Raw genomic sequence first — 24,098 nt, 5'->3', positions numbered from 1 at the left:
GTCGTCCTGGTGACGGCCGGGCAACGGGACCGGCCCGCACCCCGGCCGTCTTCGGTGGCGGCATGGCCTTCGGACCGGTGGTCGGCGGACTCCTCGTCCAGGACTACGGCTGGCACTCCGCCTTCCTCCTGAACCTCCCCGTCGCCGCCGTCATGGTCGCGGCCGGCCTGCGCTACCTGCCCGAATCGCGTTCCCCGCGCAGCAGCGGCGCCTGGGACTGGTGGGGCGTCGGCCAGTCGGTCGTCGGCATGCTCGCGCTGGCCGGGGGCATCAAGCAGCTCGGCAAGAGCGGCGTCGCCGACCCGCTGCCCTGGGCCCTGCTCCTCGTCGCCGCCGTCGCACTGACCGTCTTCGTACGCCGCCAGCTGCACCTGGACAACCCGCTGCTGCAGGTCCGGCTGTTCGCCAAGCCCGCCTTCAGCGTCGCGGCCACCGCGATCTTCCTGCCCATGGTGGGCATGGGCGCGATCCTGTTCCTGGTCACCCAGTGGTTCCAGTGCGGCGAGGGCTACACCCCGCTGCAGGCCGGAGTGCGCCTCCTGCCCGCCCCGCTCGCGCTGATCGCCGCCTCGATGGTGGCCCCCTCGCTGATGCAGCGCTTCGCGATCCGCCACGTGCTGGGCGCCGGACTGGTCGTCCTGGCCCTCGGCATGGCCCTGCCCTGGACCCTCCAGCAGTTCACCGGCCTGGGCTACCCGGCCTTCGCGGCCGCCCTGACCGTGATGGGCGCCGGCGCCGGCATCGCGACCACCGTGGCCTCGGTGACCCTGGTCTCCGCCGCACCCGCGGCCGAGGTCTCCAGCGCCGCCGCCATCGAGGAGACCTGCTACGAGCTCGGCTCGGCCATGGGCGTCGCCGTCCTCGGCTCCACCGCGGCGGTGCTCTACCGGGACAACCTGCCCGCCCTCGACCTGGACGGCCCCACCGCCGCCGCCGTACGGGACTCGGTCGGCGAGGCCGCGCACACCGCCGAACGGCTGGGCGGCGCCGTCGGCCAGGCCCTGCTCGACACCGCCTCGCAGGCCTACACTCTGGCGATCACCCCGGCGTTCCTGCTGGCCGGCGGCCTCGCGGTCGTCGCGGCGGCCACGACCTGGGCGCTCATTCCGCGCGACCTGCGGCCCACCGAGAACCACTGAGCCGGGCGGGCCGGAACGCGGGCGCGGCGGGCGCCGGGCCCAGGGTGGTGGTGCCCGGCGCCGCCCGGTGGCCCAGGCCCGTGCGGTAGGCGTCCATCGCCGCCTCCACCCGGCCCGTACGCCGCATCAGGTCGCCCAGCAGCCGGCACAGATCGGCGAGGTCCCCCGTCGCCCCGCTGCGCTCGAGCAGCGCCAGTGCCTGCACGTAGTGCTCCTCGGCCGACTCGGTGTCGCCGCGCTCCTCGGCCATCAGGCCGAGGAGCCGGTGCGCGCCGCCCGCGTGCACGGCGCCGTGGCGGTCCCCCAGGTCCAGCAGCGCGGAGAGCAGCCCGGCCGCTTCCTCGTACCGGCCGAGCTGCCGCAGTACGTCGGCCAGTTCGACCTCCACCTGGGCCGTGTAGAGGTCCGCGCGCCGGGCCGACAACATGTCCCGGGCCGTGCGCAACTCCCGTTCCGCCGAGGCGAGCTCGCCGTTCTGGGCCTGTACGTAGCCGCGCATCCAGTGGCAGTGCGCCAGATCCGTCCGCAGCCGCAACTGCCCGTAGATCGCCTGGGCCTTGGCGAGGGAGGCGTCGGCGTCGGCCACCCGCCCCTCGGCGAGGAAGGTCCGGGCCACCTGCCGGTGCATCCCGGCCACCAGCGCCGGATCGTTGACCTGCGGAGCCAGTGCGAGCGCGAGCTCGGCGGCGTGGGCCGCGCGGGCATGGGCGCCCATGTCGATGTACGGCCCGATCACCGCCGCGTGGAGCAGCACCAGGGCGTCCGGATCGGACAGCCCGCTCGCGCCCAGCTCGTCGATGGTGGACTCGAGGAGGTAGCAGGCGTAGCGCAGCTCGCCGGCGAGCAGGTGCGCCACGGCGCGGCCGCGGATGGGCCGGGCGCGGCGGGGCAGCGGCTGGTCGGCCAGCAGGCGTTCGGCGGCCTCGAAGTGGGTGATCGCGTCGGGCAGTTCACCGGCCTCCAGGGAACATTCGCCGAGCCCGAGCCGGGCCTCCGCCTGCTCGGGGACGAGCCCGAGGTCCTCGGCTTCGGCGAGCAGGTGCCGGTAGCGTACGGCGGCCTCGGCGGCCGCGCCCGTGGCGAGCGTCTGCTGGGCGTCGGTGAGGGCGAACCGCAGCTCGGTGGCCAGGTGGGCGGGACGGCCGGTGGTCAGCTCCTCGTACGAGGTGCCCAGGCGCGCGGCGAGGAACCGCAGCGCGGTCTCGGAGGGGCGGACCTTGCCCGACTCCAGGGTGGAGATATAGGCCGAGGTGTACGCGGGATCCGCCAACTGCCGCTGGGTCAGACCGAGTTCACCACGCATGCGCTGAACCCTGCGGCCGATCAGGGCCGGTTCGTCCATGAAGTCCCCCTTGTTGCTCGAACTCCCCAGTATTCAGGGGGAGCAGGCATTGCGCACCTCTCGCGCGCCACCTAGTTTAAGCATCCGCTTCACCAGATTTATCAAACTGCTTAACTTCCGTTTCCGGGGGAGGACTTCATGGTTCGAGTCAGACGTCCGGCCGTCCGCACGGCGCTGCGCGCGGCCGTCGCGACGGTCTGCGCGGCCGCCGCGCTGGTGGCCGCCGGGCCCGCGGACGCGGCCGACCCGCCGGCCGCCGAGAGCCGGGTGGAGGTGGAGATACCGGGACCCGAGCAAGGCGGTGACGCCGGATCCGGCCACGCCCGGGTGCCGGCCGCGGGCAGCCCCGCGAAGAGCGCGGGCCGGCTCTCCCCGGCGCAGCGGGAGGCGGACGGGGCGGTCACCAAGCTGATCGACAACGGCTCCACCGCCGACCGGCTCGACGTCGTGGTCATCGGCGACGGCTACACCGCCGCCGAGCTGGCGCGCTTCCACGCCGACGCCGAGCAGAAGTGGGCCGAGGTGACGGCCGTCGAGCCGTACACCACCTACCGGAACCTCTTCAACGTCTGGACGGTCGACGCGGTCTCCCACGACTCCGGCGTCTCCGGCGACCCCGACCCCGCCACCGTCCGCGACACCGCCCTCGGCTCGTACTTCTGGTGCGAGGGCATCGAGCGGCTGCTCTGCATCGACCAGCCCAAGGTCGACGCGTACGTGGCGAAGGCGCCCGCGGCCGACCTGGTCGTCGTCCTGGCCAACAGCGCCAAGTACGGCGGGGCCGGCTACAACGAGCCCAGCGCCACCCTCGGTTACGAGGGGATCTCCACGGCCTCGGCGGGCCATCCGAAGTCCGGCCAGGTCGCCATCCACGAGACCGGCCACTCGCTGGGCAAGCTCGCCGACGAGTACTTCTACCCGGGCGTCCCCGACTACGAGAAGTACACCGGCCCCGAGCCCGCCGAATCCAACAGCAGCGCCCTGACCGCCGAGCGGATGGCCGCGCAGCGGGCCAAGTGGTACCGCTGGCTCGGCGAGGAGTCACCCGACGGCGGCACGGTCGGCGCCTACGAGGGCGGCAACTACTTCGTGACCGGGCTCAACCGGCCCACCGACAACTCGCTCATGCGGGTCCTGGGCAAGCCCTTCAACCTGCCCGGCGTCGAGTCCATGATCGCCGGGTTCTACCAGCACGCGCGGGTCGTCACCCCGCTCACTCCGACCGACCGCACCCTGCGGATGCGGCACACGGCGAAGGCGGCCGTACCGAGGCTGAACGGCGCGGACGGCCGGCAGCTGGTGGTCCGCTGGTACCTCGACGGCCGGGAGCTGAAGCGCTTCGAGGGCCGCACCGAGGTGCCGGTGGCGGAGCTGTGGCTGTTCGACCTCCGGACGCACCGGCTGTCGGTCACGGCCGAGGACCGTACGGCCTCGGTACGCGACCCGAAGATCGTCCGTACGCTGCGGTCCACGGCCACCTGGACGGTCAGGCTCTGAGAGGAGCCCCACCCGTCACTCTCCTCACACCCGGCGCCAGCAGGCCAGCGCCCAGGAGAACAGCCCGAACAGCACGAGCCCGGCGGAGACCAACACGAGGAGCCACGGTCCCGCCGGGGTCTGGGCGAAGGCCCTGAGGGTGTCGTCGACGCCCTTCGCCTGCGAGGGGTCGTAGCGCACGGCCGCGTAGACGAGGAAGGCCCCGGCCGCCGCGAAGAGCGCGCCGCGGGCCACGCCGCCGCAGACGCCGAGGAACTCGACCGCCTTGCGGACGCCCTCGGGCACCCGGTCCATCTCCAGCTGCTTGCAGAACGAGCGCCGGGCCGCCTGCACGGCGATCACGATGCCACCGACGGCGATGGCCGCCCCGGCGACCCCCACCCACCACGGGCCGCCCGGCAGGTCCATCGCCGTCGCCGTCACGTCGCGCGACTGCTCGTCGCTGGAGCGCCCGCCGCCGGATCCGGCCGCGAAGGACAGCACCGAGAACGCGACGACCCCGTAGAACACCGTCCGGGCCGCCGACGCCAGCCGCTTGGAGGCCTTGTCGCCGTCGGGACCGGCGGCGCCGAACACCGCCTCCGACAGCCGCCACAGCATCATGCACACGAAGCCGACACCGACCGCCCACACGAGGAAACCGCCGAGGGGCTTGTGTACGAGCTCCTGGAGCGCGCCCGAACGGTCCGCCTCCTGGCCCCCCTCGCCGAAGGCCACACGGACCGCGAGCACGCCGACGAGCACGTACAGCACACCGCGTGCGACCAGCCCGCACCGGGCGACCACCTCCCGGCCGGTGCCGCCCCGGGACCCGGTCCGGGCGCCCTCTCCCGCCGCTCGGCCGACCATGAGGATCAGCCCCCTTCCGCTCGGTCCGGCGCGGCTCGCGGACGCGTACGCGCCGCACGGCGTGCCGGACATCTCTCCGCGCGGCTACCCCCGCGCCACGCCTCCATGCGGGGCGGCCGAGCCGCCGCGCGACGGGAACGCGCCGGCCGGGGGCCGCGCGACGGAACGCGGCGGCCACCGGCCGGGGTACGGGGGAGAGACGCGGGGCGCGGGCTCCAGGGCTACATGGGGTCCATACCGCGGTCGTCCATCCGGCCCTCCTGCTCGCTCTGCTCCTGGAGGCGGCGGGCCTTCTCCTTCAGCCGCCGGCGCTCTTCCGGGTCGGTCGAACGCTCGGCCGCGTCGTTCAGCTCCTTGGCCTTGGTGCGCATCTGCTGGGACCGGCCGCGGGATTCGCCTGAAACGCTCATGATCGCTCCTTGGATCAGTGGGGGAGAGCGGGCGGATTCAGCGAACCAGCACTGCCGTGCGCCCGCATCTCGAAGCGTCACCGAGCGTGATCCACAACCCACGACCCACAACCCACGACCCACAACCCACGACCCACAACCCACGACCCACAACCCACGACCCACAACCCACGACCCATGGCCGCACGCGACCGGCTGCGCGCGAACGGCCCTCTACGGATGCCGGAGCGCGGACATTCGGAGAGCCTGTGGTCGTGAGCCGAACCGACCCCGCACAGCACGCCGCCCCCGCCACCCGCACCCCGATCACGCTGCGCGTCAACGGCACGGACCACGCCCTGCGGCCCGACCACCGCGTCAGCCTCCTCGACGTCCTGCGCGAGGAACTGGACCTCACCGGGGCGAAGAAGGGCTGCGATCACGGACAGTGCGGCGCCTGCACCGTGCTCCTCGACGGGCGGCGGGCCTACAGCTGCCTGCTGCTCGCCGTCGCGCAGGACGGTGCGGAGGTCACCACGGTGGAGGGCCTCGCCGCCACCGTGCCGGGCGGCGGCCCGCACCCGCTCCAGCGGGCCTTCCTCGAACGGGACGCCTTCCAGTGCGGCTTCTGCACACCCGGCCAGCTCTGCTCCGCCGCCGGAGCCCTCGCGGAGGCCGCGGCCGGCCACCCCTCCGCCGCGACCCCGGCCGGCGCCCTGGCCGCGCCCGGCCCCGTGACCCTGACCGCGGAGGAGATCCGGGAACGGCTCAGCGGCAACCTCTGCCGGTGCGGCGCCTACCCGGCCATCGTCCAGGCCGTGACGGACGCGGCAGGCGCGGCGGACACGGCAGGCGGGGCCGACGCTGCGGGAGTGGTCGCATGAGGCCCTTCGGCTACGTCCGGGCCACCAGCCTCCAAGAGGCCACCGAGGCCCACACGGCCCACCTCGGCTCCCGCTACCTCGGCGGCGGCACCAACCTCGTCGACCTGATGAAACTCGGTGTCGAGACCCCCGGCACCCTCATCGACATCTCCCGCCTCCCGTTGCACGCCATCGAGGAACTGCCCGGGGGCGCCCTGCGCATCGGAGCCACGGCCCGCAACAGCGACGTGGCCGCCCACCCCCTCGTACGCGCCCGGTACCCGGCCCTCGCCCAGGCGCTGCTCGCCGGGGCGTCGGCGCAGCTGCGCAACATCGCCACCACCGGAGGCAACCTGCTCCAGCGCACCCGGTGCACCTACTTCCAGGACGTCTCCAAGGCGTGCAACAAGCGCGAGCCGGGCACCGGCTGCGCCGCCCGGGACGGCATCCACCGCGACCACGCCGTACTCGGACACTCCGCCCACTGCATCGCCACCCACCCCTCGGACCTGGCCGTGGCCCTCGCCGCGCTCGACGCCGGCATCGAGCTGTACGGGGCCGGGGGCGCCACCCGGACCGTCGCGGCCGCCGATTTCCACCGCCTGCCCGGAGACCGCCCCGAGCAGGACACCGTCCTGTGCGACGGGGAGATCGTCACCGCGGTGCTCGTGCCCCCCGCCGCCCCCGGCGCCGTCTCGCTGTACCGCAAGGCGCGCGACCGGGCCTCGTACGCCTTCGCGCTGGCCTCCGTCGCCGCGGTCCTCGACCTCGACGACGAGACGGGCCGCATCCGGCGGGTCGCCCTCGCCTTCGGCGGGCTCGCCCACCGGCCCTGGCGGGCCACCACGGCCGAACGGGCGCTGACCGGGGCCGAGCCGACCGCCGACGCCTTCCGGCAGGCGGCCGAGGCGGAGCTGGCCGAGGCCAGGCCCCTGCGCGACAACGCCCACAAGGTCGTGCTCGCCCGCAACCTCGCCTGCGACGCCCTCGGCACACTCCACTCACTCGCCCGCCCCAGCCCGTAGCCGCACCCCCCAGCCGCACCCCGCAGAGGAGCCGGCCATGCCCGCGCACACCGCACTCGGTACGCCCACCGTCCGCGCCGAGGGCCCGGACAAGCTCACGGGCGCCGCGCGCTACGCCGCCGACCACACCCCGCCCGGCTGCGCCCACGCCTGGCCCGTGCCCGCCACCGTCGCGCGCGGCCGGGTCACCGCCGTGGACATCGCCGCCGCGCTCGAACTGCCCGGCGTCCTCGCCGTCCTCACCCCGTACGACGCACCCCGCCTGGGCCCGGCGGACGACCCCACCCTGCGGCTGCTCCAGGACACCGCCGTCCCGCACCGCGGCTGGTACGTGGCCCTGGCCGTCGCCGACACCCCGGAGGGCGCGCGCGCCGCCGCCGAGGCGGTACGGATCAGCTACGCGCCCGAACCGCACGACGTCGGCTTCCGCGAGGACCACCCCGGCGTGTACGTACCCGAGGAGGCCAACGGCGGCTATCCCGCCGAGCGCGAACAGGGCGACCCCGACGCGGCGCTCGCCGCCGCGCCCGTACGGATCGAGTGCGCCTACGGCGTGCCGGCCCTGCACAACCACCCCATGGAGCCGCACGCCGCCACCGCCGCCTGGGACGCCGGGCGCGGGCGGCTGACCGTGTACGACTCCAGCCAGGGGGCCGACCTGGTCCGCAGGACGCTGTCCACGCTGTTCGGCCTGCCCGAGGAGCACGTCCACGTGGTCTGCGAGCACATCGGGGGCGGCTTCGGATGCAAGGGCACCCCGCGCCCCCACGTGGTCCTGGCGGTCATGGCCGCCCTGCACACCGGACGTCCCGTCAAACTCGCCCTGCCGCGCCGCCAGTTGGCCGCCACCGTCGGCTACCGGTCGCCGACCCTGCACCGGATCGCGCTCGGTGCCCGCCGCGACGGCACCCTCACCGCCCTCACGCACACCGTCACCACCCAGACCTCCCGCGTACGGGAGTTCGTCGAGCAGGCCGCCGTACCCGCCCGGGTCATGTACGCCGTTCCGGACATCCGCACCACCCACCGCGTCGTCGCCCTCGACGTGCCCACCCCCTCCTGGATGCGCGCCCCCGGGGAGACCCCCGGCATGTACGCCCTGGAATCGGCCATGGACGAACTGGCCGACGAGCTCGGCATGGACCCCGTCGAGCTGCGGATCCGCAACGAGCCCACGCGCGAACCCGACAGCGGCCGGCCCTTCAGCAGCAGGAACCTCGTCGCATGCCTGCGGGAGGGCACGGACCGGTTCGGGTGGGCCGCCGCGCGCACCCCGCGCCGCGAGGGGCCGCTGCTCGTCGGCGCCGGCATGGCCGCCGCCACCTACCCCGTCTGGATCGCTCCCTCCACCGCCCGGGCCAGTGCCCGGCCCGACGGCACCTACCTCGTCGAGATCGACGCCACCGACCTCGGGACCGGCGCCCGCACCGTCCTCGCGCAGGTGGCCGCCGACGCCCTCGACGTGCCGCTCGCATCCGTGACGGCGGCCATCGGCCACACCGGCCTGCCCGCGGCCTCGCTCGCCGGGGGCTCCTCCGGAACCGCCTCCTGGGGCTGGGCGGTCCACGACGCCTGCACCGCCCTGGCCGCGGAGCTGGCCCGGCACCGGGGGCCGCTGCCTCCCGAGGGGCTCTCCGCGTTCGCCGACACCACGGCGTCGGTCCGGCAGGAATCCCCGTACGCCCGCCACGCCTTCGGCGCGCACTTCGCCGAGGTCCAGGTCGACACCGTCACGGGCGAGGTGCGGGTACGCCGCCTGCTCGGCGTGTACGCGGCCGGGCGCATCCTCAACCCGACGACGGCCCGGTCGCAGTTCATCGGCGGCATGGTCATGGGCCTCGGCATGGCCCTGACCGAGCACAGCGGCGTCGACCCGGCCCACGGCGACTTCGCCGAGAGCGACCTGGCCGCCTACCACGTGCCCGCGAACGCCGACGTGCGCGCCGTCGAGGCGCACTGGATCGACGAGGACGACGCCCACCTCACCCCGGTGGGAGGCAAGGGCATCGGCGAGATCGGCATCGTCGGAGTCGCCGCCGCGATCGGCAACGCCGTCCGCCACGCCACGGGGCGCCGGCTGCGCGAGCTCCCCCTCACCCCGGACCGGGTACTGGCCGCACTCGGCTGACCTGCCGCACCGGACCAGGCGGGCCCGGGCGGGGCCAGTGGGGGCCGGGGGCGTCAGCTCAGGTCCGTGTCCGCGCCGAGCAGGGTGGTGAGGGTGAACAGGGCCCCGTCCGGGTCGCGGAGCGTCACCCACCGCTCCACCGCGTTCGAGGTGATGTCCGAGACCGTGCGTCCACCCAGCGCGACGGCGGCCTCGATAGCCGGCCGGAGCCTGGGCACGCGGAAGTGGACGTGCCAGCGGGGCCTGGTGTGCGGGGAGTAGGAGGCGAGCTCGACGGGGCCGCTGTTCAGGCGGGCCACGGGCTCACCGTTCTGCCGCAGCACGACCTGGTCCTCCTCGTAGGAGACCTCGCAGCACCCGGGGCGTTCGGTGGCCCATTCGAGGACCGCGCCGTAGAAGATCGCCGCGTCGAGGGCGTTGCGGGTACGCAGTTCCAGCCAGGCCGGCAGCGGGCCCTTGCCCGCCCGCCAGTCCGCCGCCACAGCGCCCTCCCAGATCCCGAAGACCGCGCCGTCGGGGTCGGCGACGAGCGCGGCGCGGCCGCCGGAATCGAAGGAGACCGGGCCGACCGCGATGGTGCCCGTCCGCTCCCGGATGCGGTCCACCGCCACGTCGGCGTCGTCGACGGCGAAGTACGGGGTCCAGGCCACCGCGACCCCCAGATCCGCGGCCAGCGCTCCGATGCCCGCCACCGGGACCCGGCCCAGGTACGCCACCGAAAAGGCCTCGCCGAGGCGGGCCGGCCGGAATCTCCAGCCCGCGACCGCACCGTAGAAACGCTGGGCCGTCTCGAGGTCGCGGGTCATCAGGCTCACCCAGCACGGTGCCCCGAAGACCTCCCTCGTCGAAATCTCCACCGCTCGCTCCGTCCCTGAGGGGCCCCTCGGTACATTCTGGCCCTTTTTGTGGCGTTCCTCGCGGCCGACGGCAATGCAGGCACACGGAAGGTGTCCGAGAATCACGCTCCGTGTCGGTCCCCGCCGGCGGCGTCCGGCGATAACCTCGGTGCCGGACGCCACCCCGCAGCCCCGGAAGGCAGGTCTCCCATGGTCGGTTCCCCGGTCCCCGTGATCGATCTCGGGCCGTGGCGGTCCGGCGGAGCGCAGGACCGCGCCCGTACGGCAGCGCGCGTCGACGATGCCCTGCGCGCGGCCGGCTTCCTGCTCGTGACCGGCCACGGCGTGGACCCCGCGCTGCCCGCGCGGATCAGGGAGGCGGCGCGCGCGCTCTTCCGGCTGCCGGCAGCCGCGAAGGAGCCGTACGCCGTCACGGTCGGCGGCCGGGGCTGGCTCGGCCCCGGCGCGGAGGCCAACAGCTACGCCGAGGGCACAGCCTCGCCCCCCGACCTCAAGGAGTCCTGGTCTCTGGCGGCGGACGATCCCACCGGCGACCCCGCCGTGGACGCCGAGTGGTTCCGGCCCAACGCCTGGCCCGCCGAGGTGCCGGAGCTGCGGCCGCTGGTGACGGAGTACCTGGGCCTGATGCGGGCCCTCTCCGACGAACTGCTGGGACTCCTGGCCGCCGCCCTCGGCCTCGCCGAGGACCACTTCACGCGCCACACCTCCCACCCCACCTGGGGGTTCAACGTGAACTGGTACCCCGGCACGGAGACCGTCGGCCCGCCGCTGCCCGGCCAGTTCCGCATCGGTGCGCACACCGACTTCGGTACGGTCACGGTCCTCGACCGGCAGCTCGGCGCGGGCGGTCTGCAGATCCACACCGATGCCGACGGCTGGCAGGACGCGCCCTACGACCCGGCCGCCCTCACCGTCAACATCGGCGACCTGATGGCCCGCTGGACGGGCGACCGCTGGCGCGCGGGACGCCACCGGGTACTGCCCCCGCCCGCCGACACCCCGGCCGAGGAACTGATCTCGCTCGTGTACTTCTACGAATGCGACGCCCACACCCGGGTGGAGTCCCTCCCGGCCCCCGTCGGCCGGGTGGTGCACGACCCCGTCGACTCCCACGCGTACCTGCGCGGCAAGCTCGACGCGATCAGCGTGACGGAGGGGGGATGAGACCTGAGGCGGAGGCAGGACCCTCCTCGGGCGGGACTCCCCGTACGCGGTTGACCAGGTGGTCGAAGGTGTCGCGGTTCCAGATCGTGCGGAGCGCCTCGGCCACGGAGTCGCGGAAGCCGTCGAAGCCGTCGCTGCCACCGAGGTCCAGGTGCAGCGCGACGGCCGTGCCGCCCGCCTTCTCGATGGCGGCCGCGGTGTCCGCGGCGCCCTGCTGGTTGCGGCCGTAGGTGAGGATCACTCCGATAAAGATGCTGTTCGTATCGCAGTCGGAGCTGAACCCGCACTCGGGCTGGTGCCTCTCCCCGCAGGCGTGAGCGCGGACGCTGGTGGACCCGGTGGAGCTGTCCGCCTGGGTGACGTGGCCGAACACGGTGCAGCACTTGCCGAAGTGGTCAGCGGGATTCTTCGCCAGCAGCTTGATGGCGACGCCGCGGCCGGGGCGGTGGGAACGGCTGCTGGAGGCGATCGAGCCGGATGCCTTTCGCCGCCGGCGCAGCCGGACGCCTTCATCGGGCCGGGCGGCGACCAGCCGCTCCGCCGCACCGTGGGGGCGGGCCGGCGGGCGCGCCCGACCCGCACAGGCCGACCGTTCGTACGACCGGGCGAGGGCTCTTCCGGTGATTGGCGGGCGCCTCGCGAGCCGAACACGTGGCGGGCGGGTACGCCATCTACGCTGCGACGACGCCGAGCACGTTGAGGAGACCAGCCATGTACGCAGCAGTCCGGAGGTACGAAGGCGTGACCGACCCGGCCGAAGCCGGACGCCTCGTCGACGAGGGGTTCGTGCCGATCATGCGCCAGGTCGCCGGATTCGTGGCCTACTACTGGGTCGATGCCGGCAACGGGGTGATGGTTTCGACCAGCGTGTTCCAGGACCGTGCGGGCGCCGACGAATCGATCGAGAGGGCGGCGGACTTCGTGCGCGAGAACCTCGCTTCGCTCCTCCCCAACCCGCCGCAGGTCACAGCAGGCGAGGTCGTCGCCTCCGCGTAGCGGCGTCGGGCGCGAGCACCCGCTTCGGAGCGCGATCGGCCGGTCCGCCGGAGCTTCGTCGGCAAGCTGCTCCGACGCGCCGCACTCGGGCGGCGGCGCCGCCAGATCCGGCCTCGGGCGTCGTTCCTTGTGGTGGTTCGTGTGGCCCGGGCTGTGCAGGGATAGTGCTGTGGTGCTGTTGACATGGATCGCTGAGGTGGCGGACGAGCCCCTGGTGCTTGAGCCGGCTTTATCGACGGGCGATGATGCGGCTGGCCTCGGCCGGCGGCAACCGAGTTCCAGGATCGCCCAGTTGGCGCAGGCCGACGAGGACACGGTGCGGGACGTGATCCACCGGTTCAACCAGATCGGCCCGGCCTGCCTGGACCTTCGGTGGGCGGGGAGGCCGTCCCCGCCTGCTCAGCCCTGACGACGAGGACTTCGTCGTCCAGACGGCCACCACCCGCCCGACCAAGCTCGGCCAGCCCTTCACCCGCTGGTCCATCCGCAAACTGCTCGCCTACCTGGTCTACGTGTCGCCGTACTCCTCCGAGTGCTCCACGAAGTACAGAGTTACGTGCACCGGTCTTGTGGGACTGCGGAGGGTTCGGTTGAGGTGGGGCCGGGCTGGCAGGCTGCACTCGCGGCCCTCAACGATGCCTGGCCGCAGGATGGCCGATCGCCACGGGCATCGTGGAAGGTGCCTGCCGCCACCTGATCGGCGACCGCCTGGACATCACCGGAGCCCGATGGTCACTGGCCGGCGCCGAAGCCGTCCTGAGACTCCGCGCCCTGCTCGCCAACGGCGACTTCGACCGTTACTGGACCTTCCACCTCGACCAGGAACACCAGCGCAACCACCGGGCCCGCTACCGACTCGCTGCTTGATCTACGAGGTCAGTCTCAGCAATCTGCACCCGCCGCGCACTGTCCCCAGTCGAGCGCGAGCCGCCCGCAGGTGCGCCTTTCGCCCTTGAACAGCAGGCCCGCAGCCTGCCCGCAGCCGCGCGATGTCCGCAACCCCGGGCCCAGTGGCGCCCGCAGGAGCGCGCGCACAACCGACAGATGCGTCACAAGTGCGCGTTTTACGCGTTCGGGTCCCAGTCTGCGAGCTGCTCCATCGGCTCGGTGTCGCCGGTGGTCTCCAGGCCGTCGAGCGGGACGCGCTCGTAGAAGTAGAGGACCAGTTCGCTCGCTGCGCCTCGCATCGCCATGTCGCCCGGCTCCGCGTCGGCGGCGAGGTCGTCGCAGCGGACGCCGTCGGCGTTGAGGGTCAGGCGCCAGGAGCGGCCCTCGGTCGTGTGCAGGTCGATGGTCGCCGGCTTGAACGGCCAGGGGACGGTCGTCGCCGAGACGGTCGTCAGGAACTCGTCGACGCCCTCGACCGCGACGTCCGTCGGCAGCGGCTGTGCGGCCCCCTGGGTGAGCTGGGCGTCGTAGGTGTGGACGGCGATCTCCTGGATCTGGTGCCGGGCCACGGCTCCGCTGGTCTCCGGGGCCTGCGAGCGGCCCCACCAGGTCCAGCAGCCGCGGTCCGGGCCGGCCTCGCGCATCGCGTCGAGCATGAGCTCGGTCGACTCGGCGAGCCAGGCGTCCAGGGCTTCGCGGTCGCGGGGCGCGGTCGGGGCGCCCTTCGGGTCCGTCCTCGCCGGGGGCTCAGCGCCCGGGCCCGCCGCGACGATGGCGGCCTGGCGGCGGCGGCCGTCGCCGAGGTGCTGCGCCAGTTCGCGCAGCGTCCAGTCCGGGCAGGCCGGGACCTGGACGTCAAGGTCGAGGGCGGACGCGATCGCGGCGCGGAACGCGGCCGAGCGGTCTTCGATCAGCCGCAGGACCTCGGGGAACTCCAAAATGTTTTGCACCTCGGTTGTGTATCACGGCGCTCCGGCCGCCGGGTAGCGAATTTGTCGGACGAACGCGTCGACGGCCGGGCGGAGCGCCGGCGCCGAAGCCGTCCTGAAACTCCGCGCACTGCTCGCCAACGGCGACTTCGACCGCTACTGGACCTACCATCTGGGCCAAGAGCACCAACACAACCACCAGGCCCGCTACCAACTCGCTGCTTGACCTACGAAGTCACTCCCAGCAATCCGCACCCCTGGCCGATGTCAGCGGCCTGAGTGGTGTGCGGCCCGGCGGCGCCAGCGCCAGAGGAGTGAAACGAGAGCTAGGTGCTCTGACCGGGAACGTTCACCGGATGGGCCCGGGGAGCCTGCGCCCGTGAAGGTCTATCCCCTCTGGCACATCAGCCACCAGAACGAAGCCGGCCCCAACGACGAGACGATTCACCTCGACGACGAGGGCGTGTTCGTCAACGAGCAGGACGGCGACGACGTCAAGCTGCTCGGCATCTACTCCTCCGAGGCCGTGGCCGAAGAGCGGATCCGGCCCGCGCGTCTTCTACCGGGCTTCGCCGACGAGCCAGACTGCTTCCAGATCGGAGCGTACGACCTCGATGAGGACCACTGGACCGAGGGCTTCGTCCGCGTGCCGGTCCAGGCCTTCGGGTGAGCGACCCTGCAGAGGCAGGCCGTTCACGCCGCTTCGGTGAATGTCCTTCCTCCCCAGCGAAGGCCCTTTTCGCTGCGGATGCGCGCGCGTTCCTTGCGTTGGGCGGCCAGGACGTCGGGATGGCGGGCGTTCGCGTTGCGCTGGCGCAGGTCCGTCGGGGCGGGCGGCGCGGATCGAACGGAGTGCGGCGAGGGTGTTCGCGGTGCCCTTCCGGCGGCGGTTGATGCCCCGCAGGGTGTCGTCGCCGATCGAGTAGCAGCCGCTGCCGCTGCCGCTTCCTGTCGGTGGCGGCCACGGACAAGGGTGCCCATCCGGGGTCCGTGCGCCTCGACGTACGATGCCGAGATGCACACGGACAGCCCCCGGGGCGCTCGGGCCCTCTTGATCAACGGCACCGTCGGTGTGGGCAAAACCACCGTTGCCGAGGCGGTGGGGGACCTTCTCGCCGAGGCCGGGACCGCTCATGCCGTGCTCGACCTTGACTGGCTGAGGCAGTCGTGGCCCGCTCCTCCCGGTGACCGTTTCAACTTCAACATGCTGCTGCGGAACCTGCGGAGCATCGCCGGCAACTACCTCGATGCAGGAGCGACGCGTCTCGTACTCGCCGGCGTGATCGAGCAGCAGGATGAGCGGAAGCAACTGGCCGATGCCGTAGGCGTTGACCTCACGGTGTGCTGGCTGCGGGCTGAACTGCCCGTCATTCACCAGCGTCTGGCCCACCGCCACGACGGCGAGCCCGAAGCACTGCGATGGCACCTGGACCGGTCCGCTGAACTGGACGGAATCCTCAGCCGGGTCGCGGTCGACGACTTCACCGTCGATTCCACCACAGGCTCCGTCCCCGACGTCGCCGCATCCGTGATCAGGGCAGCCGACTGGTAGTGACCACCGGGCTGCTGGACCGTTCCGCCAGGGGATCCCCCTGTCCGGCTCGGAGGCCCTCCGCCGCCGCTGCCCGGACCCGTCGCCAGCCTCGTGCGCGCCTACCTGGCGCAGCAGCCCCGGCTCGCCCGCGCCAGCGGCCGCGGCATGTTCCGCCGCGCATCGCCTCCACCCCACGTCATGCGTCACACCACGTCAGGTCGTGGACTGGCCGTTTACGCGGTACTCCTCGGAGGGCATGGAATCCCATTCGGTATGCGCGCCGTCGCGCGTCACCATGAACAACGGACGCGATCGGAGGGCCTGCCCGACCGCTTGCCCGCGGATCACGACCCCGGAATCATCCGGTCCCGCGTAGCCCTCGGGCGTGTGGCGAAAGTGCACGTCCATTGCCTCGGCATACGCGATTGCGTCGCTCTCCAACTCCGACAGGTCTCTCCCGACCAGCGGGAGTCCGTCGTACGCGACCTGAGGACCGTGCACGGCGTCGGCAGCGATGCAGAACAGCCCCACCACTTGGCTCACATAGGCTGTGACGGCAGGCGGTGAAGGAGCCACCCCGCGACGGTGGACTTCGACCTTCCAAGTCGGCGAGAAGACCGCGTGGTCCCGTGCGCCATCGCTGACCTTCGAGTGGCCGAGCATCTCAGCCGCCTCGACCACTTCGTCGACGGTCCTACCGAACCGGAGCGGTCCGACGCCGACAGCCGGCGAATAGGACCACTCGTCCCGTTCGGCGACTCCGGTCGTGAACGCCATACTCGCTCCTCCAGAGACACCCGAGACTTGCCGCTGCCCATCATGCCAATCGCCGACCAGCAGACTGCCGGGTGCCGCCGAGTTTGCGCCGACGACCCAGCGCGAGCCCCATCTGGGCTCGGCCGCGCATACGCGCGGGAAAGGGAACCCTTGTGGTGTCAGCCCGCCTGCGAGCACGCGGCGTGCGAGCGCTCGGGGGCTCGCTTCTTGCCCGGCATCGCTGGACACCGGCGTGTTCCAGTAGCGCTCGTGCGGAGTCCGCGTGGCGCCTCGTGGTCTGCTCACCGAGCCCGAAGACCTCGGCGAGGTGAAGCGGGCCCACGCCTCGCCGCGCTGACCCAGTGGTTGCCGGCGTCGCCGGAGCTCCAGTTCTTCTACGAGGAGAAAAACAATGCGCACCAGCGGGGACGGCCTCGTCGAACTCATCCGGAGCAGCGGCTTCGATGTGGACAGGGTCCAGGGCAACGAACCCGGACCGTCGGTCGAAACGGCCTGGCGGGCCATGGCGGGTTTCGGCGTGGAGCCCAGTGCCTCCTTCCCCCTCAAGGGAGACCTGGGAGGAGTCCACCGGCTGTGGCTCGAACATGCCCGCCGAGCCGATGTCATCGACGAGGACGGGACGTTCCTCCTCACGGCGGTCGTGACGGGGAGTTCCGGGGTCGGCTGGGTCCGCGTGCGTCTCACGGACGGTGCCGACGTCGCCCGCCTCGTGGACGACCAAGGACGGATCGAATTCATCGCGCGGTCCGGCTCCGGCGGCCACATCTGCGGCGTCACCGCGGAGGAGTACGACTACTGGATCGTCAGCCTGACCCTCTGAGCGGGGACGTGCCCGGTGGTCGTCGTGCGTGGTCTCTGCAATGGACCGGCTCCGTTGATCGGTTGTGGACCTTGGACGGAACGCTCCTCCTGGTCCCCGGGGCGACTCCACGGCCCGGTGCCCCGCCGGGACCGTCGAGAAGCCGTACGAGCTTTCGCCGGAGTCCGTCATGTGCTGGTGGTGGAAGCGATCAACGGCGCACCGTTCACCCCGTCGGACCATGCGGTGGTCCACCGGGCCGACGGCTCGGAGTTGTCCGGTCTGCACCCGCCGCGCGACCTGCTGAGACAGCCGGCGCTGAGCCCGGGGGCGAGAGATCGTGCGGGTCGGTACGCCTACGTGGCGAGGTCGACGCGTACGGTCTCCACCCAGGCCGGGGGCGCGGGCGGGTCATCCCCGACCAGCGCGGCGATCAGGCGGCAGGACGGTGTCTCGTCCGGCCACGGCGTGTACCCGTCGGTCAGCACGACCACGATGTTCGGCCGGTCGGGCAGGGCCAGCGCTGCGCTGATGCCGACCCGCATGTCCGTGCCTCCGCCGCCGGCCAACGACACCTCGCCGGCGCTGCGCACCCGGGTCACGGCGTGCACGTCGGCGTCGCAGGCGAGGACGGCGACCCGGTTGCCGCCGACGCCCACCTCCCGCAGGACGCCGGTGACTTCGGCGAGGGCGGCCGCGAGGTCCTCCGGGCCCATCGATCCCGAGGTGTCGATGACGACGGCCACCCGCGGGAGCGGCCTGCGCAGACTGGGCAGCACCACCCGGCCGCCGAGCGCGGGCGTGCGGCGCGAGGGGCGGCGGTACGTGTAGTCCACCGCGCCGGCCGCCCAGGAGGCGGCCTCGCGGACTGCTCCGGCCAGGGCTTGGCGCCAGTCGACGGAGGGCTCCAGAAGCTCCTCGGCCCAACGGGCCCAGCCCTCGGGGATCCGGCCCCGGGTGCGCTGGTGGGCCCGTACGGCCTGGGCGGTCTGCCGGCGCAGCGCCTCCGCCTCCACCGGGCCGACCCGGGCCGGCCCGCCGTCCTCGCCCAGCTCCCAGGGAGTGGGGGTGCCGTGCGCGCCGGAACCGCAGTCCGGCCCGTGGGGCGTCGGGGGAATCGCCGGGAGGTAGGTCTCGAACAGGCCGCCCGTGGGCAGGCCGTAGAGCCTGGGCTCCATCCGGCCCTCGGGCAGCGCCAGCCCGTCGGCGAGCAGGTCGTCGTTGATCTCGCAGTCCTGGGCGATGTTGACCCGGACCGGATCGCGCTGGTCGGCGGCGGGAAGGCGCTCGGCCCGGCCGTGGTGGTCGCGCAGCAGGTGGGCAACCTCGTGGACCCACACCCCGGCCAGCAGCGCCACCGGGGTCGCCTCGACGAAGGCGGGCGAGACGTAGCAGCGCCAGTGCCGGTCGACGCCCATGGTGCGTACCCCGGCCGAGGGGACCACGGTCAGGGCGTACAGCGCGGAGGCGAGGTACGGACGGGCCTCGGCAGCCTTGTACCGGGCTGCCAGCAGCTTCGCGCGGTCGAGGTCCAGGCGCACGGCGGACCGGCTCAGTCGCCGCCCGGCAACGCGCCGGACAGCTGGCGGAGTTCCACGAAGGCGTCGATGCCCGCGGGCACCGGCCAGTCGAGGTCGCGCATCGCGGCGAGGTCGGCGGCGGCGCGGGCGGCCACGTCCGGTACGCCCGCGTCCACGGCCTTGGCGAGGACCGCCCAGCCCGCCTCCCAACGGGGGCGGGTGAGCTCGCTCTGCACGGCCGCGACCACGGCGATGAGAAAGGCCAGCTGCCGGTCGCCGCGCTCGGGCAGGGCGAAGGCGGCCGGGTCGGCCAGCACCCGGTCCGGGTCGGGCAGGTCGAGGTGTTCGAGGTACGAGAGCAGTTCGATGCCGGCGGCCTCGCCCACGGCGCCGGTGAGCGCGGCGGCCAGTGCCTCCCGGCCCGTCGAGGCCGCGTACCCGGTGGCGAGCAGCCTCAGGGCCATCTCCCAGGTGCGCGGGGAGGGCCAGCCGCGGCCCCGTCCGGCCGCCTCGGCCGGCATGTGGTGGACCAGGCCCGGGCGGGCGGTGAGGAAGCCCTCATCGACCGGAGCCGCATCGCGATGGCGGGGCACTCCATCGGCGGCGCCTCCGCGGTCGCCGCGATGGCGATCGACCCCAGGATCCGGGCCGGGGTGAACATGGACGGCGGACTCCACACCCCGGTCCCCGAGGACGGGCTCGGCGGGCGCCCCTTCATGCTGCTCGGAGCGCAGGACAGCGGCCCCGGGGGCATGAAGTCCTGGGACCGCGACTGGTCCAAGCTCGACGGATGGAAGCGCTGGATCACCTTCGCGGACTCGGGCCACTTCACCTTCACCGACTTCCCCGCCATCGGCCAACAGCTCGGCCTGCCCGACCAGGGAGCCCCGCTGCCCGGAGCCCGCTCCGTCGAGCTGACCCGGCGCTACGTCGCGGCCTTCTTCGACCAGCACCTGCGGGGCTCCCCCCGGCCCCTCCTCGACGGCCCGTCGGCCGACGCTCCGGAGGTCCGCTTCCACACCCCCTGAACCGCTCCTCAGACCACGGTCACCGGGTGCCGCACGACCGCGTCGAAGAGGTAGCCCTGCGTGTTGTGGACCGAGGTCTCGGGCTGCGTCCGCCCGCTCGCGTCGGTCGCCCGGGCCAGCAGCGCCGTCTCGCCCGTCGTCCGCGGGGTCCACGGCAGCGACCAGCGCACCCAGCCGCCCCGGCGCGGGGCGTCGTGCATCCGGGCCCGCCGCCAGTGGACGCCCCCGTCCGTGCTGACCTCGACGCCGGTGACGGGGGCCGCCGCCGACCAGGACCGGCCGGTCAGCAGCCGGGTCCGGTGCACGGGCAGGGTGGCCCCCAACTCCAGCTCGAAGGCGCTCTTGAGGGTCTGCCGGGTCAGCGGGGCGCCGCCCTGCGCCGGGTGCTCGGGCCCGAACAGCCGGTACATGTCGGTGTTCCACGGCGAGTACAGCGGCTCGTCGCTCACCTCGATGTCCCCGACCCACTTGATCGAGGAGATCCCGACCCAGTCCGGTACGACGAGGCGCACCGGACCGCCGTGGTCGGGCGGCAGCGGCTGCCCGTTCATCTCGTAGGCGAGCAGGACGTCGTCCAGCGCCTTCGCCACCGGCAGCGGGCGGCGCACCCGCCCCAGGTTCACCCCGTTCGCGATCACCTCGTCGTCCAGCCCGCTCGGCAGGACGTCGACGGCGCCGCGGGCCACCCCGGCGAGCCGCAGTACGTCGGACAGCCGCGCCCCGCGCCAGCGCGCGACCCCGATCGCGCCCAGGGTCCAGGCGGTGCCCGTCACCGGCTGGCCCTGCTGCGTGGTGTAGAAGCTCCGTCCGTTGCCCGCGCACTCGATGAACAGCGTCCGCTCGACCGCCGGCAGGGCCCGCAGCCGCTCGTACGAGAACTCCACCGGGCCGCCCGCGAGCCCGTCGCCCCACACCTTCAGCCGCCACCCGCCCGCATCGACGCGCGGGGTGGAGGTGTGATTGCGCACGAAGAACCGGTCGATCGGGGTGAGCGGGCCGGTGCCGCGCAGCGCCGCGAAGTTCGTCTCCGCGTTGGTGTCGCGGAGCGTGAACAGCTCGGGCGGCAGCGGTTTGACGGTGACGGGGCCCGCAGCCGCGACGGGCGGGACCGCAGCCGCGGCCGGTGCGCCCGTGGCCACACTCAGCGATCCGGCCGCGGCACCCACCGCGAACAGCTTCAGCAGGTCGCGGCGGTCCACCCCGGCGGAGCGGGCGCGGCCGCGTGCCCACTGCCGCAGGCGCGTGCGGTCGTAGTGGCTCTCGTCCGACAGATCGAGCGGCATGGCGGTGCACTCCTTGGTCGCGGTTCCCGACGGACCGTAGAGGCCCGGGGCGAGCCGCGGGAACCTTCCCACGGGGATGGCCACGCACTCGAAACACTGCCGCAACGGCCGATTACCGCTGGTCGGCGGAATTTCGGCAGGATGTGGGGCATGACCGAGATCCGTACCCCCCGCCTCCTCCTCCGCCTCTGGACCGACGACGACCTCGTCCCCCTGTCGGAGATCAACGCCGATCCGGAGGTGATGCGCTGGATCGGTGACGGCTCCACCCTCGGCCTGGACGAGACGGCCGAGGAGATCGAGCGCTGGGAGGAGGAGTGGGACGACGAGGGCTTCGGGCTCTTCGCCGTCGAGCTCCTCGGCTCCGGCGAACTCATCGGTGCCGTCGGTCTCTCGGTGCTCGAGAACCTGCCGGACGCCCGGGCGGACGTGCAGATCAGCTGGCGGCTCGGCCGCCAGTACTGGGGCCAGGGCTATGCCTCCGAGGCCGCCCACGCCACCTTGGAGTTCGCTCTCCAGGACCGCGGCCTGGACCGGGTCGTCGCGATCAACCGGATGAGCAACACCGAGTCCGAGAACGTGATCCGCAAACTGGGCATGGTGACGGAACGCGACACCACCGACCCCCGGTACGGGACCTCCGTGCGGGTCCACGGCATCGACCTCACGGAATACGAGGCCTGATCCGGCCGTCCCGCATCAGCCGATCGGCCGACCCCGGGGTCGGCTGGACCGCTCCCGCGCTCCGTCACGGGCAGGGGCCCGTCACTGACGGTCCGTTCCCCGGACGGGAGCGAGCGGGTGTACCCGCTGCAGGGCCCGCACGAGGACGTGGGCGTGTCCCGGGACGGGCGGAGCGCGTACGTCACGGGCGGTTACACCCGTGACGGCCACTGGAACGGCATCACCGTCGTCGACCTGGAGACGGGCGCCGCCCGCCGCCTCCCGGCGGGCGCCAGGCCGCTCGGCATCGCCGTCCTCTGAACGGGCTCAGGCGGGCGCGGTACCGGGGGCCCGGGCCGCGCCGCCCCGGCGGACCGCGGCGAGCGCCGCGGCGTGCAGGGCGGCCGGATCGCCGTGGTGGGGGAGCGGGCTGCCGGTGAGCGTGTACCACTCGTCGGCGCCCTCGTACTGGACGTCGAAGCGGGCCAGGTCCCCGGCCACGGCGGTGGTGCACAGGGTGAGCGGGCCGGTGATGACGCCCACCTCGTCGGTCATGGCGCCGCCCGGCCCGGCGGTCACCCGGTCCTGCCACTGCCGGTGGTGCGCTCCGGTCATGAGGTGCAGGTGTCGAGCATCGTGGTGAGCATCTTCTTCTCCGGTTCGGTGACGGTCAGCCCGTACGTGGACTTCACGGTGGTCCAGGCCCGCCCGTACTGGCACCAGCTCGACTTGTCCGGCGGCTGCCACAGGTCCGGGCTCTGGTCACCCTTGGAACGGTTCGAGGCCGCCGTCACGGCCAGCAGCTGAGGGTTGGTCAGGTCGTTGGCGAAGGACTTGCGCTTGGCGGCGTCCCAGCCTGCCGCGCCGGAGCGCCACCCCTCGGCGAGCGGAACCATGTGGTCGATGTCCATCCTCGAGGCGTCGGTGACGACCACCCCGTCGTACAGGCTCTTCCAGGTGCCGGACACCGCCCGGCACTCCGTGTCCCGCGTGACGCCGGAGCCGTCGCGCTCCAGGATCACCTCGCGGGTGTCGCACTTGTCGCCCTGCTGGGCCCAGTGCGTGAACTTGTCCCGGCTGTAGCCGGCCATCGTGCCCACCGGCGCCACCTTCAGCGCCGCCAACTGGGTCCGCGCCACGGCGGTGCCGACCATTCCCGGCAGCACGTCCCCGCCGCCCGGCTTGGAATCCGGCGTGGAATCCGGCTTCCGGTCCGGGGGCCGTGCGGTCCGCGTCGCGGACGGTTTCGCGTCCCCGCCGCCCGGCGCGGCCGGACCGGAGCAGCCGGCCGCGGCCGCCAGCAGTACGGCCGCCAGGACCGCACCGGACACACCTATCTGACGTCCCATAACCCCACCCCGAGTCGGCTCCGCTGCGCAACTGTCCCCCGGAAGACTACCCAGAACCGGACATAAAACCGGCCACGGACCCTCCGGCGGGCGTTGTCAGTGGGGCTCGCTAGTCTCCCGGCATACCGCAGCTCAGGGGGTTCATTCCCCCCTGTCAGGGCTGCGCGGAACCGTAGGTGACAGGCGGAGGGGCACGGGCTGATGGCATGGCTGGCGGCGGGCGAGGGGTACGAGATCGCCCTGGTGGAGGGACGGGTGGCGGCGAGGTCCACCACCGGCCGGGCTGCGGGACGGCAGTTGAAGACGCTGCCGAAGGCGCTGAAGGACCATCCCGAGGTGGACCGGCTGCGCCGGCTCGCCGAATGGCTCGACCGGCACGAGGCCGCCTGCGTCGCGCAGGTCGACGGCTGGATGGTGTCCTCGCTGCCCGTCCCGACCGGACTGATCGCCCGGGTCTGGCCGGACGAGGCCTGGCAGCACGCCCTGCGCGACATGGCCGTCGTCGGCGACGACCCGGACGAGGTGGGCTTCCTGCGGGACGCCACCGCCTCCGGTGAACTGAAGGTGGTCAACCTCGACGGCGAGACCGTACGGCTCTCCCCGCGCACGGTGACCCTGCCCCACCCGGTGCTGCTGCCGGACCTGGACGACGTACGGGACTTCGCGGCCGAGCTGGGCATCGTGCAGCGGGTCGAGCAGATCCACCGCGCGACGTGGCAGAAGCCGGACGGGCTCACCGCCACCGCCACCGAGGTCCGGGACTACGCGGGCGGGGTCTTCCCCACCCGCTTCAGCCTCGCCGCCCGGGCCACCGGCCTCGGCTACCGCGTCTCCGGCGGCTACGCGACCTGCAAGGTCCGCGACTCGGGGGCCGGAGCGGAGGCGGCGGTGTGGATCGGCGAGCCCTACTACGAGGACGAGACCACCACCGGCGCCCTGAGCTGGCACGACGAGAACGGCCGGACGGTACCCCTGGCCGCCGTCGGACCGGTGGCCTGGTCCGAGGGCATGCGGATGGCCGCGGCGCTGTACGCCGGGCGCAAGATCGAGGAGGGCGGGAACGCGTGAGCACCAACCAG

The 24,098-nt window shown here is 73.2% G+C and carries 23 protein-coding genes and 5 pseudogenes; 16 read left to right on the top strand and 12 right to left on the bottom strand.

Features of this window, described 5'->3' with window-relative positions:
* Positions 1 to 56: 56 nt before the first annotated feature.
* Positions 57 to 1,139: pseudogene (locus tag OG332_RS02260) on the top strand (MFS transporter); the annotation flags it as partial.
* On the opposite strand, the gene OG332_RS02255 reads toward OG332_RS02260, so the two are convergent.
* Complete coding sequence (locus tag OG332_RS02255) at positions 1,102 to 2,481, bottom strand: helix-turn-helix domain-containing protein (protein ID WP_327411828.1); 1,380 nt, start codon at positions 2,479 to 2,481, stop codon at positions 1,102 to 1,104. The pseudogene OG332_RS02260 and the gene OG332_RS02255 sit on opposite strands and share 38 nt — an antisense overlap.
* Positions 2,482 to 2,619: 138 nt before the next feature.
* On the opposite strand from OG332_RS02255, the gene OG332_RS02250 reads away from it, so the two are divergent.
* A complete protein-coding gene (locus tag OG332_RS02250; RefSeq protein WP_327411827.1) occupies positions 2,620 to 3,978 on the top strand; it encodes a M64 family metallopeptidase in 1,359 nt (452 codons plus the stop codon).
* A gap of 24 nt (positions 3,979 to 4,002) precedes the next feature.
* On the opposite strand, the gene OG332_RS02245 is transcribed toward OG332_RS02250, so the two are convergent.
* Both OG332_RS02245 and OG332_RS02240 read right to left on the bottom strand, forming a co-directional pair.
* Entirely contained in the window at positions 4,003 to 4,827 is an 825-nt protein-coding gene (locus OG332_RS02245) for a DUF1206 domain-containing protein (RefSeq protein WP_442816325.1), read from the bottom strand.
* A 221-nt stretch (positions 4,828 to 5,048) separates the two neighbouring features.
* The gene (locus OG332_RS02240) at positions 5,049 to 5,237 is read right to left on the bottom strand and encodes a DUF6381 family protein (protein WP_189744743.1); all 189 of its coding nucleotides are present in this window, start codon (positions 5,235 to 5,237) and stop codon (positions 5,049 to 5,051) included.
* A 254-nt stretch (positions 5,238 to 5,491) separates the two neighbouring features.
* Between OG332_RS02240 and OG332_RS02235 the strand changes: the two genes are divergently transcribed.
* From OG332_RS02235 to OG332_RS02225, 3 genes are read left to right on the top strand one after another with little or no spacing between them, the layout of a single operon-like run.
* Entirely contained in the window at positions 5,492 to 6,100 is a 609-nt protein-coding gene (locus OG332_RS02235; RefSeq protein WP_327411825.1) for a (2Fe-2S)-binding protein, read from the top strand.
* Positions 6,097 to 7,104: an FAD binding domain-containing protein gene (locus OG332_RS02230; protein WP_327411824.1), complete on the top strand. Its 1,008-nt coding sequence runs from the start codon at positions 6,097 to 6,099 to the stop codon at positions 7,102 to 7,104. The genes OG332_RS02235 and OG332_RS02230 overlap by 4 nt, the downstream gene beginning before the upstream one ends.
* 37 nt (positions 7,105 to 7,141) lie before the next feature.
* On the top strand, positions 7,142 to 9,232 hold the full coding sequence (locus OG332_RS02225) for a xanthine dehydrogenase family protein molybdopterin-binding subunit (RefSeq protein ID WP_327411823.1): 2,091 nt from the start codon (positions 7,142 to 7,144) through the stop codon (positions 9,230 to 9,232).
* A 53-nt stretch (positions 9,233 to 9,285) separates the two neighbouring features.
* On the opposite strand, the gene OG332_RS02220 is transcribed toward OG332_RS02225, so the two are convergent.
* Positions 9,286 to 10,038 carry a VOC family protein gene (locus OG332_RS02220; protein WP_327411822.1) on the bottom strand — a complete coding sequence of 251 codons (753 nt, stop codon included), beginning with the start codon at positions 10,036 to 10,038 and terminating at the stop codon, positions 9,286 to 9,288.
* Between the two features lie 240 nt (positions 10,039 to 10,278).
* Between OG332_RS02220 and OG332_RS02215 the strand changes: the two genes are divergently transcribed.
* On the top strand, positions 10,279 to 11,253 hold the full coding sequence (locus OG332_RS02215; RefSeq protein ID WP_327411821.1) for an isopenicillin N synthase family dioxygenase: 975 nt from the start codon (positions 10,279 to 10,281) through the stop codon (positions 11,251 to 11,253).
* On the opposite strand, the gene OG332_RS02210 is transcribed toward OG332_RS02215, so the two are convergent.
* Entirely contained in the window at positions 11,231 to 11,494 is a 264-nt protein-coding gene (locus tag OG332_RS02210) for a hypothetical protein (protein ID WP_327411820.1), read from the bottom strand. The two genes, OG332_RS02215 and OG332_RS02210, sit on opposite strands and share 23 nt — an antisense overlap.
* Before the next feature lie 470 nt (positions 11,495 to 11,964).
* Between OG332_RS02210 and OG332_RS02205 the strand changes: the two genes are divergently transcribed.
* The 3 genes and pseudogenes from OG332_RS02205 to OG332_RS02195 all read left to right on the top strand — a co-directional run.
* Positions 11,965 to 12,249 (top strand): hypothetical protein, encoded by a 285-nt coding sequence (locus OG332_RS02205; protein ID WP_327411819.1) that lies wholly within the window; start codon positions 11,965 to 11,967, stop codon positions 12,247 to 12,249.
* Positions 12,250 to 12,479: 230 nt separating this feature from the next.
* A pseudogene (locus OG332_RS02200) lies at positions 12,480 to 12,755 on the top strand (helix-turn-helix domain-containing protein); the annotation flags it as partial.
* Positions 12,756 to 12,888: 133 nt separating this feature from the next.
* Positions 12,889 to 13,116 (top strand): annotated as a pseudogene (locus OG332_RS02195) (ISKra4 family transposase); the annotation flags it as partial.
* Positions 13,117 to 13,313: 197 nt separating this feature from the next.
* Here the strand turns inward: OG332_RS02195 and OG332_RS02190 are convergent.
* Positions 13,314 to 14,087 (bottom strand): maleylpyruvate isomerase N-terminal domain-containing protein, encoded by a 774-nt coding sequence (locus OG332_RS02190; RefSeq protein ID WP_327411818.1) that lies wholly within the window; start codon positions 14,085 to 14,087, stop codon positions 13,314 to 13,316.
* Between the two features lie 358 nt (positions 14,088 to 14,445).
* Between OG332_RS02190 and OG332_RS02185 the strand changes: the two genes are divergently transcribed.
* Both OG332_RS02185 and OG332_RS02175 read left to right on the top strand, forming a co-directional pair.
* Positions 14,446 to 14,736, top strand: a complete 291-nt coding sequence (locus OG332_RS02185) for a DUF7336 domain-containing protein (RefSeq protein WP_327411817.1) — start codon at positions 14,446 to 14,448, stop codon at positions 14,734 to 14,736.
* A 345-nt stretch (positions 14,737 to 15,081) separates the two neighbouring features.
* The gene (locus OG332_RS02175) at positions 15,082 to 15,618 is read left to right on the top strand and encodes an AAA family ATPase (RefSeq protein ID WP_327411816.1); all 537 of its coding nucleotides are present in this window, start codon (positions 15,082 to 15,084) and stop codon (positions 15,616 to 15,618) included.
* A gap of 195 nt (positions 15,619 to 15,813) precedes the next feature.
* Here OG332_RS02175 and OG332_RS02170 read toward each other — a convergent pair whose 3' ends face one another.
* On the bottom strand, positions 15,814 to 16,377 hold the full coding sequence (locus OG332_RS02170; RefSeq protein ID WP_327411815.1) for a hypothetical protein: 564 nt from the start codon (positions 16,375 to 16,377) through the stop codon (positions 15,814 to 15,816).
* A gap of 391 nt (positions 16,378 to 16,768) precedes the next feature.
* Here OG332_RS02170 and OG332_RS02165 point away from each other — a divergent pair, with 391 nt between their 5' ends.
* Complete coding sequence (locus tag OG332_RS02165; protein WP_327411814.1) at positions 16,769 to 17,197, top strand: hypothetical protein; 429 nt, start codon at positions 16,769 to 16,771, stop codon at positions 17,195 to 17,197.
* Between the two features lie 335 nt (positions 17,198 to 17,532).
* Here OG332_RS02165 and OG332_RS02160 read toward each other — a convergent pair whose 3' ends face one another.
* Entirely contained in the window at positions 17,533 to 18,717 is a 1,185-nt protein-coding gene (locus OG332_RS02160) for a vWA domain-containing protein (protein WP_327411813.1), read from the bottom strand.
* Positions 18,718 to 18,728: 11 nt separating this feature from the next.
* Positions 18,729 to 19,256, bottom strand: a pseudogene (locus OG332_RS02155) (AAA family ATPase); the annotation flags it as partial.
* Positions 19,257 to 19,277: 21 nt separating this feature from the next.
* Between OG332_RS02155 and OG332_RS02150 the strand changes: the two are divergent.
* Positions 19,278 to 19,724: a hypothetical protein gene (locus tag OG332_RS02150; protein ID WP_327411812.1), complete on the top strand. Its 447-nt coding sequence runs from the start codon at positions 19,278 to 19,280 to the stop codon at positions 19,722 to 19,724.
* A gap of 8 nt (positions 19,725 to 19,732) precedes the next feature.
* On the opposite strand, the gene OG332_RS02145 is transcribed toward OG332_RS02150, so the two are convergent.
* Positions 19,733 to 21,007, bottom strand: coding sequence for a sulfite oxidase (locus OG332_RS02145; RefSeq protein WP_327411811.1), 1,275 nt, complete (start codon positions 21,005 to 21,007; stop codon positions 19,733 to 19,735).
* A gap of 150 nt (positions 21,008 to 21,157) precedes the next feature.
* Between OG332_RS02145 and OG332_RS02140 the strand changes: the two genes are divergently transcribed.
* Entirely contained in the window at positions 21,158 to 21,691 is a 534-nt protein-coding gene (locus OG332_RS02140; RefSeq protein WP_327411810.1) for a GNAT family N-acetyltransferase, read from the top strand.
* Positions 21,692 to 21,766: 75 nt separating this feature from the next.
* Positions 21,767 to 21,991, top strand: a pseudogene (locus tag OG332_RS02135) (hypothetical protein); the annotation flags it as partial.
* 6 nt (positions 21,992 to 21,997) lie between these two features.
* Here the strand turns inward: OG332_RS02135 and OG332_RS02130 are convergent.
* Both OG332_RS02130 and OG332_RS02125 read right to left on the bottom strand, forming a co-directional pair.
* Complete coding sequence (locus tag OG332_RS02130; protein ID WP_327411809.1) at positions 21,998 to 22,285, bottom strand: hypothetical protein; 288 nt, start codon at positions 22,283 to 22,285, stop codon at positions 21,998 to 22,000.
* Complete coding sequence (locus tag OG332_RS02125) at positions 22,282 to 23,019, bottom strand: HNH endonuclease family protein (RefSeq protein ID WP_327411808.1); 738 nt, start codon at positions 23,017 to 23,019, stop codon at positions 22,282 to 22,284. Before OG332_RS02125 ends, OG332_RS02130 begins: the two co-directional genes overlap by 4 nt.
* A 201-nt stretch (positions 23,020 to 23,220) precedes the next feature.
* Between OG332_RS02125 and OG332_RS02120 the strand changes: the two genes are divergently transcribed.
* Positions 23,221 to 24,087 (top strand): DUF4132 domain-containing protein, encoded by an 867-nt coding sequence (locus OG332_RS02120; protein WP_327411807.1) that lies wholly within the window; start codon positions 23,221 to 23,223, stop codon positions 24,085 to 24,087.
* Positions 24,088 to 24,098: the final 11 nt, after the last annotated feature.

This window comes from Streptomyces sp. NBC_01233 (assembly GCF_035989305.1).
In the GTDB taxonomy this organism is placed as follows: Bacteria; Actinomycetota; Actinomycetes; order Streptomycetales; family Streptomycetaceae; genus Streptomyces.
Note: the sequence above shows the minus strand (reverse complement) of the source record. Positions and strands in the feature narration are given on the sequence as shown.

Bases quoted from the DNA above. Each gene is read 5' to 3' on its own strand.
- OG332_RS02255 (WP_327411828.1), bottom strand. From the start codon at position 2,481: ATGGACGAACCGGCCCTGATCGGCCGCAGGGTTCAGCGCATGCGTGGT.
- OG332_RS02250 (WP_327411827.1), top strand. From the start codon at position 2,620: ATGGTTCGAGTCAGACGTCCGGCCGTCCGCACGGCGCTGCGCGCGGCC.
- OG332_RS02245 (WP_442816325.1), bottom strand. From the start codon at position 4,827: ATGGTCGGCCGAGCGGCGGGAGAGGGCGCCCGGACCGGGTCCCGGGGC.
- OG332_RS02240 (WP_189744743.1), bottom strand. From the start codon at position 5,237: ATGAGCGTTTCAGGCGAATCCCGCGGCCGGTCCCAGCAGATGCGCACC.
- OG332_RS02230 (WP_327411824.1), top strand. From the start codon at position 6,097: ATGAGGCCCTTCGGCTACGTCCGGGCCACCAGCCTCCAAGAGGCCACC.
- OG332_RS02225 (WP_327411823.1), top strand. From the start codon at position 7,142: ATGCCCGCGCACACCGCACTCGGTACGCCCACCGTCCGCGCCGAGGGC.
- OG332_RS02220 (WP_327411822.1), bottom strand. From the start codon at position 10,038: ATGACCCGCGACCTCGAGACGGCCCAGCGTTTCTACGGTGCGGTCGCG.
- OG332_RS02215 (WP_327411821.1), top strand. From the start codon at position 10,279: ATGGTCGGTTCCCCGGTCCCCGTGATCGATCTCGGGCCGTGGCGGTCC.
- OG332_RS02205 (WP_327411819.1), top strand. From the start codon at position 11,965: ATGTACGCAGCAGTCCGGAGGTACGAAGGCGTGACCGACCCGGCCGAA.
- OG332_RS02175 (WP_327411816.1), top strand. From the start codon at position 15,082: ATGCACACGGACAGCCCCCGGGGCGCTCGGGCCCTCTTGATCAACGGC.
- OG332_RS02170 (WP_327411815.1), bottom strand. From the start codon at position 16,377: ATGGCGTTCACGACCGGAGTCGCCGAACGGGACGAGTGGTCCTATTCG.
- OG332_RS02165 (WP_327411814.1), top strand. From the start codon at position 16,769: ATGCGCACCAGCGGGGACGGCCTCGTCGAACTCATCCGGAGCAGCGGC.
- OG332_RS02150 (WP_327411812.1), top strand. From the start codon at position 19,278: ATGGCGGGGCACTCCATCGGCGGCGCCTCCGCGGTCGCCGCGATGGCG.
- OG332_RS02145 (WP_327411811.1), bottom strand. From the start codon at position 21,007: ATGCCGCTCGATCTGTCGGACGAGAGCCACTACGACCGCACGCGCCTG.
- OG332_RS02140 (WP_327411810.1), top strand. From the start codon at position 21,158: ATGACCGAGATCCGTACCCCCCGCCTCCTCCTCCGCCTCTGGACCGAC.
- OG332_RS02130 (WP_327411809.1), bottom strand. From the start codon at position 22,285: ATGACCGGAGCGCACCACCGGCAGTGGCAGGACCGGGTGACCGCCGGG.
- OG332_RS02125 (WP_327411808.1), bottom strand. From the start codon at position 23,019: ATGGGACGTCAGATAGGTGTGTCCGGTGCGGTCCTGGCGGCCGTACTG.
- OG332_RS02120 (WP_327411807.1), top strand. From the start codon at position 23,221: ATGGCATGGCTGGCGGCGGGCGAGGGGTACGAGATCGCCCTGGTGGAG.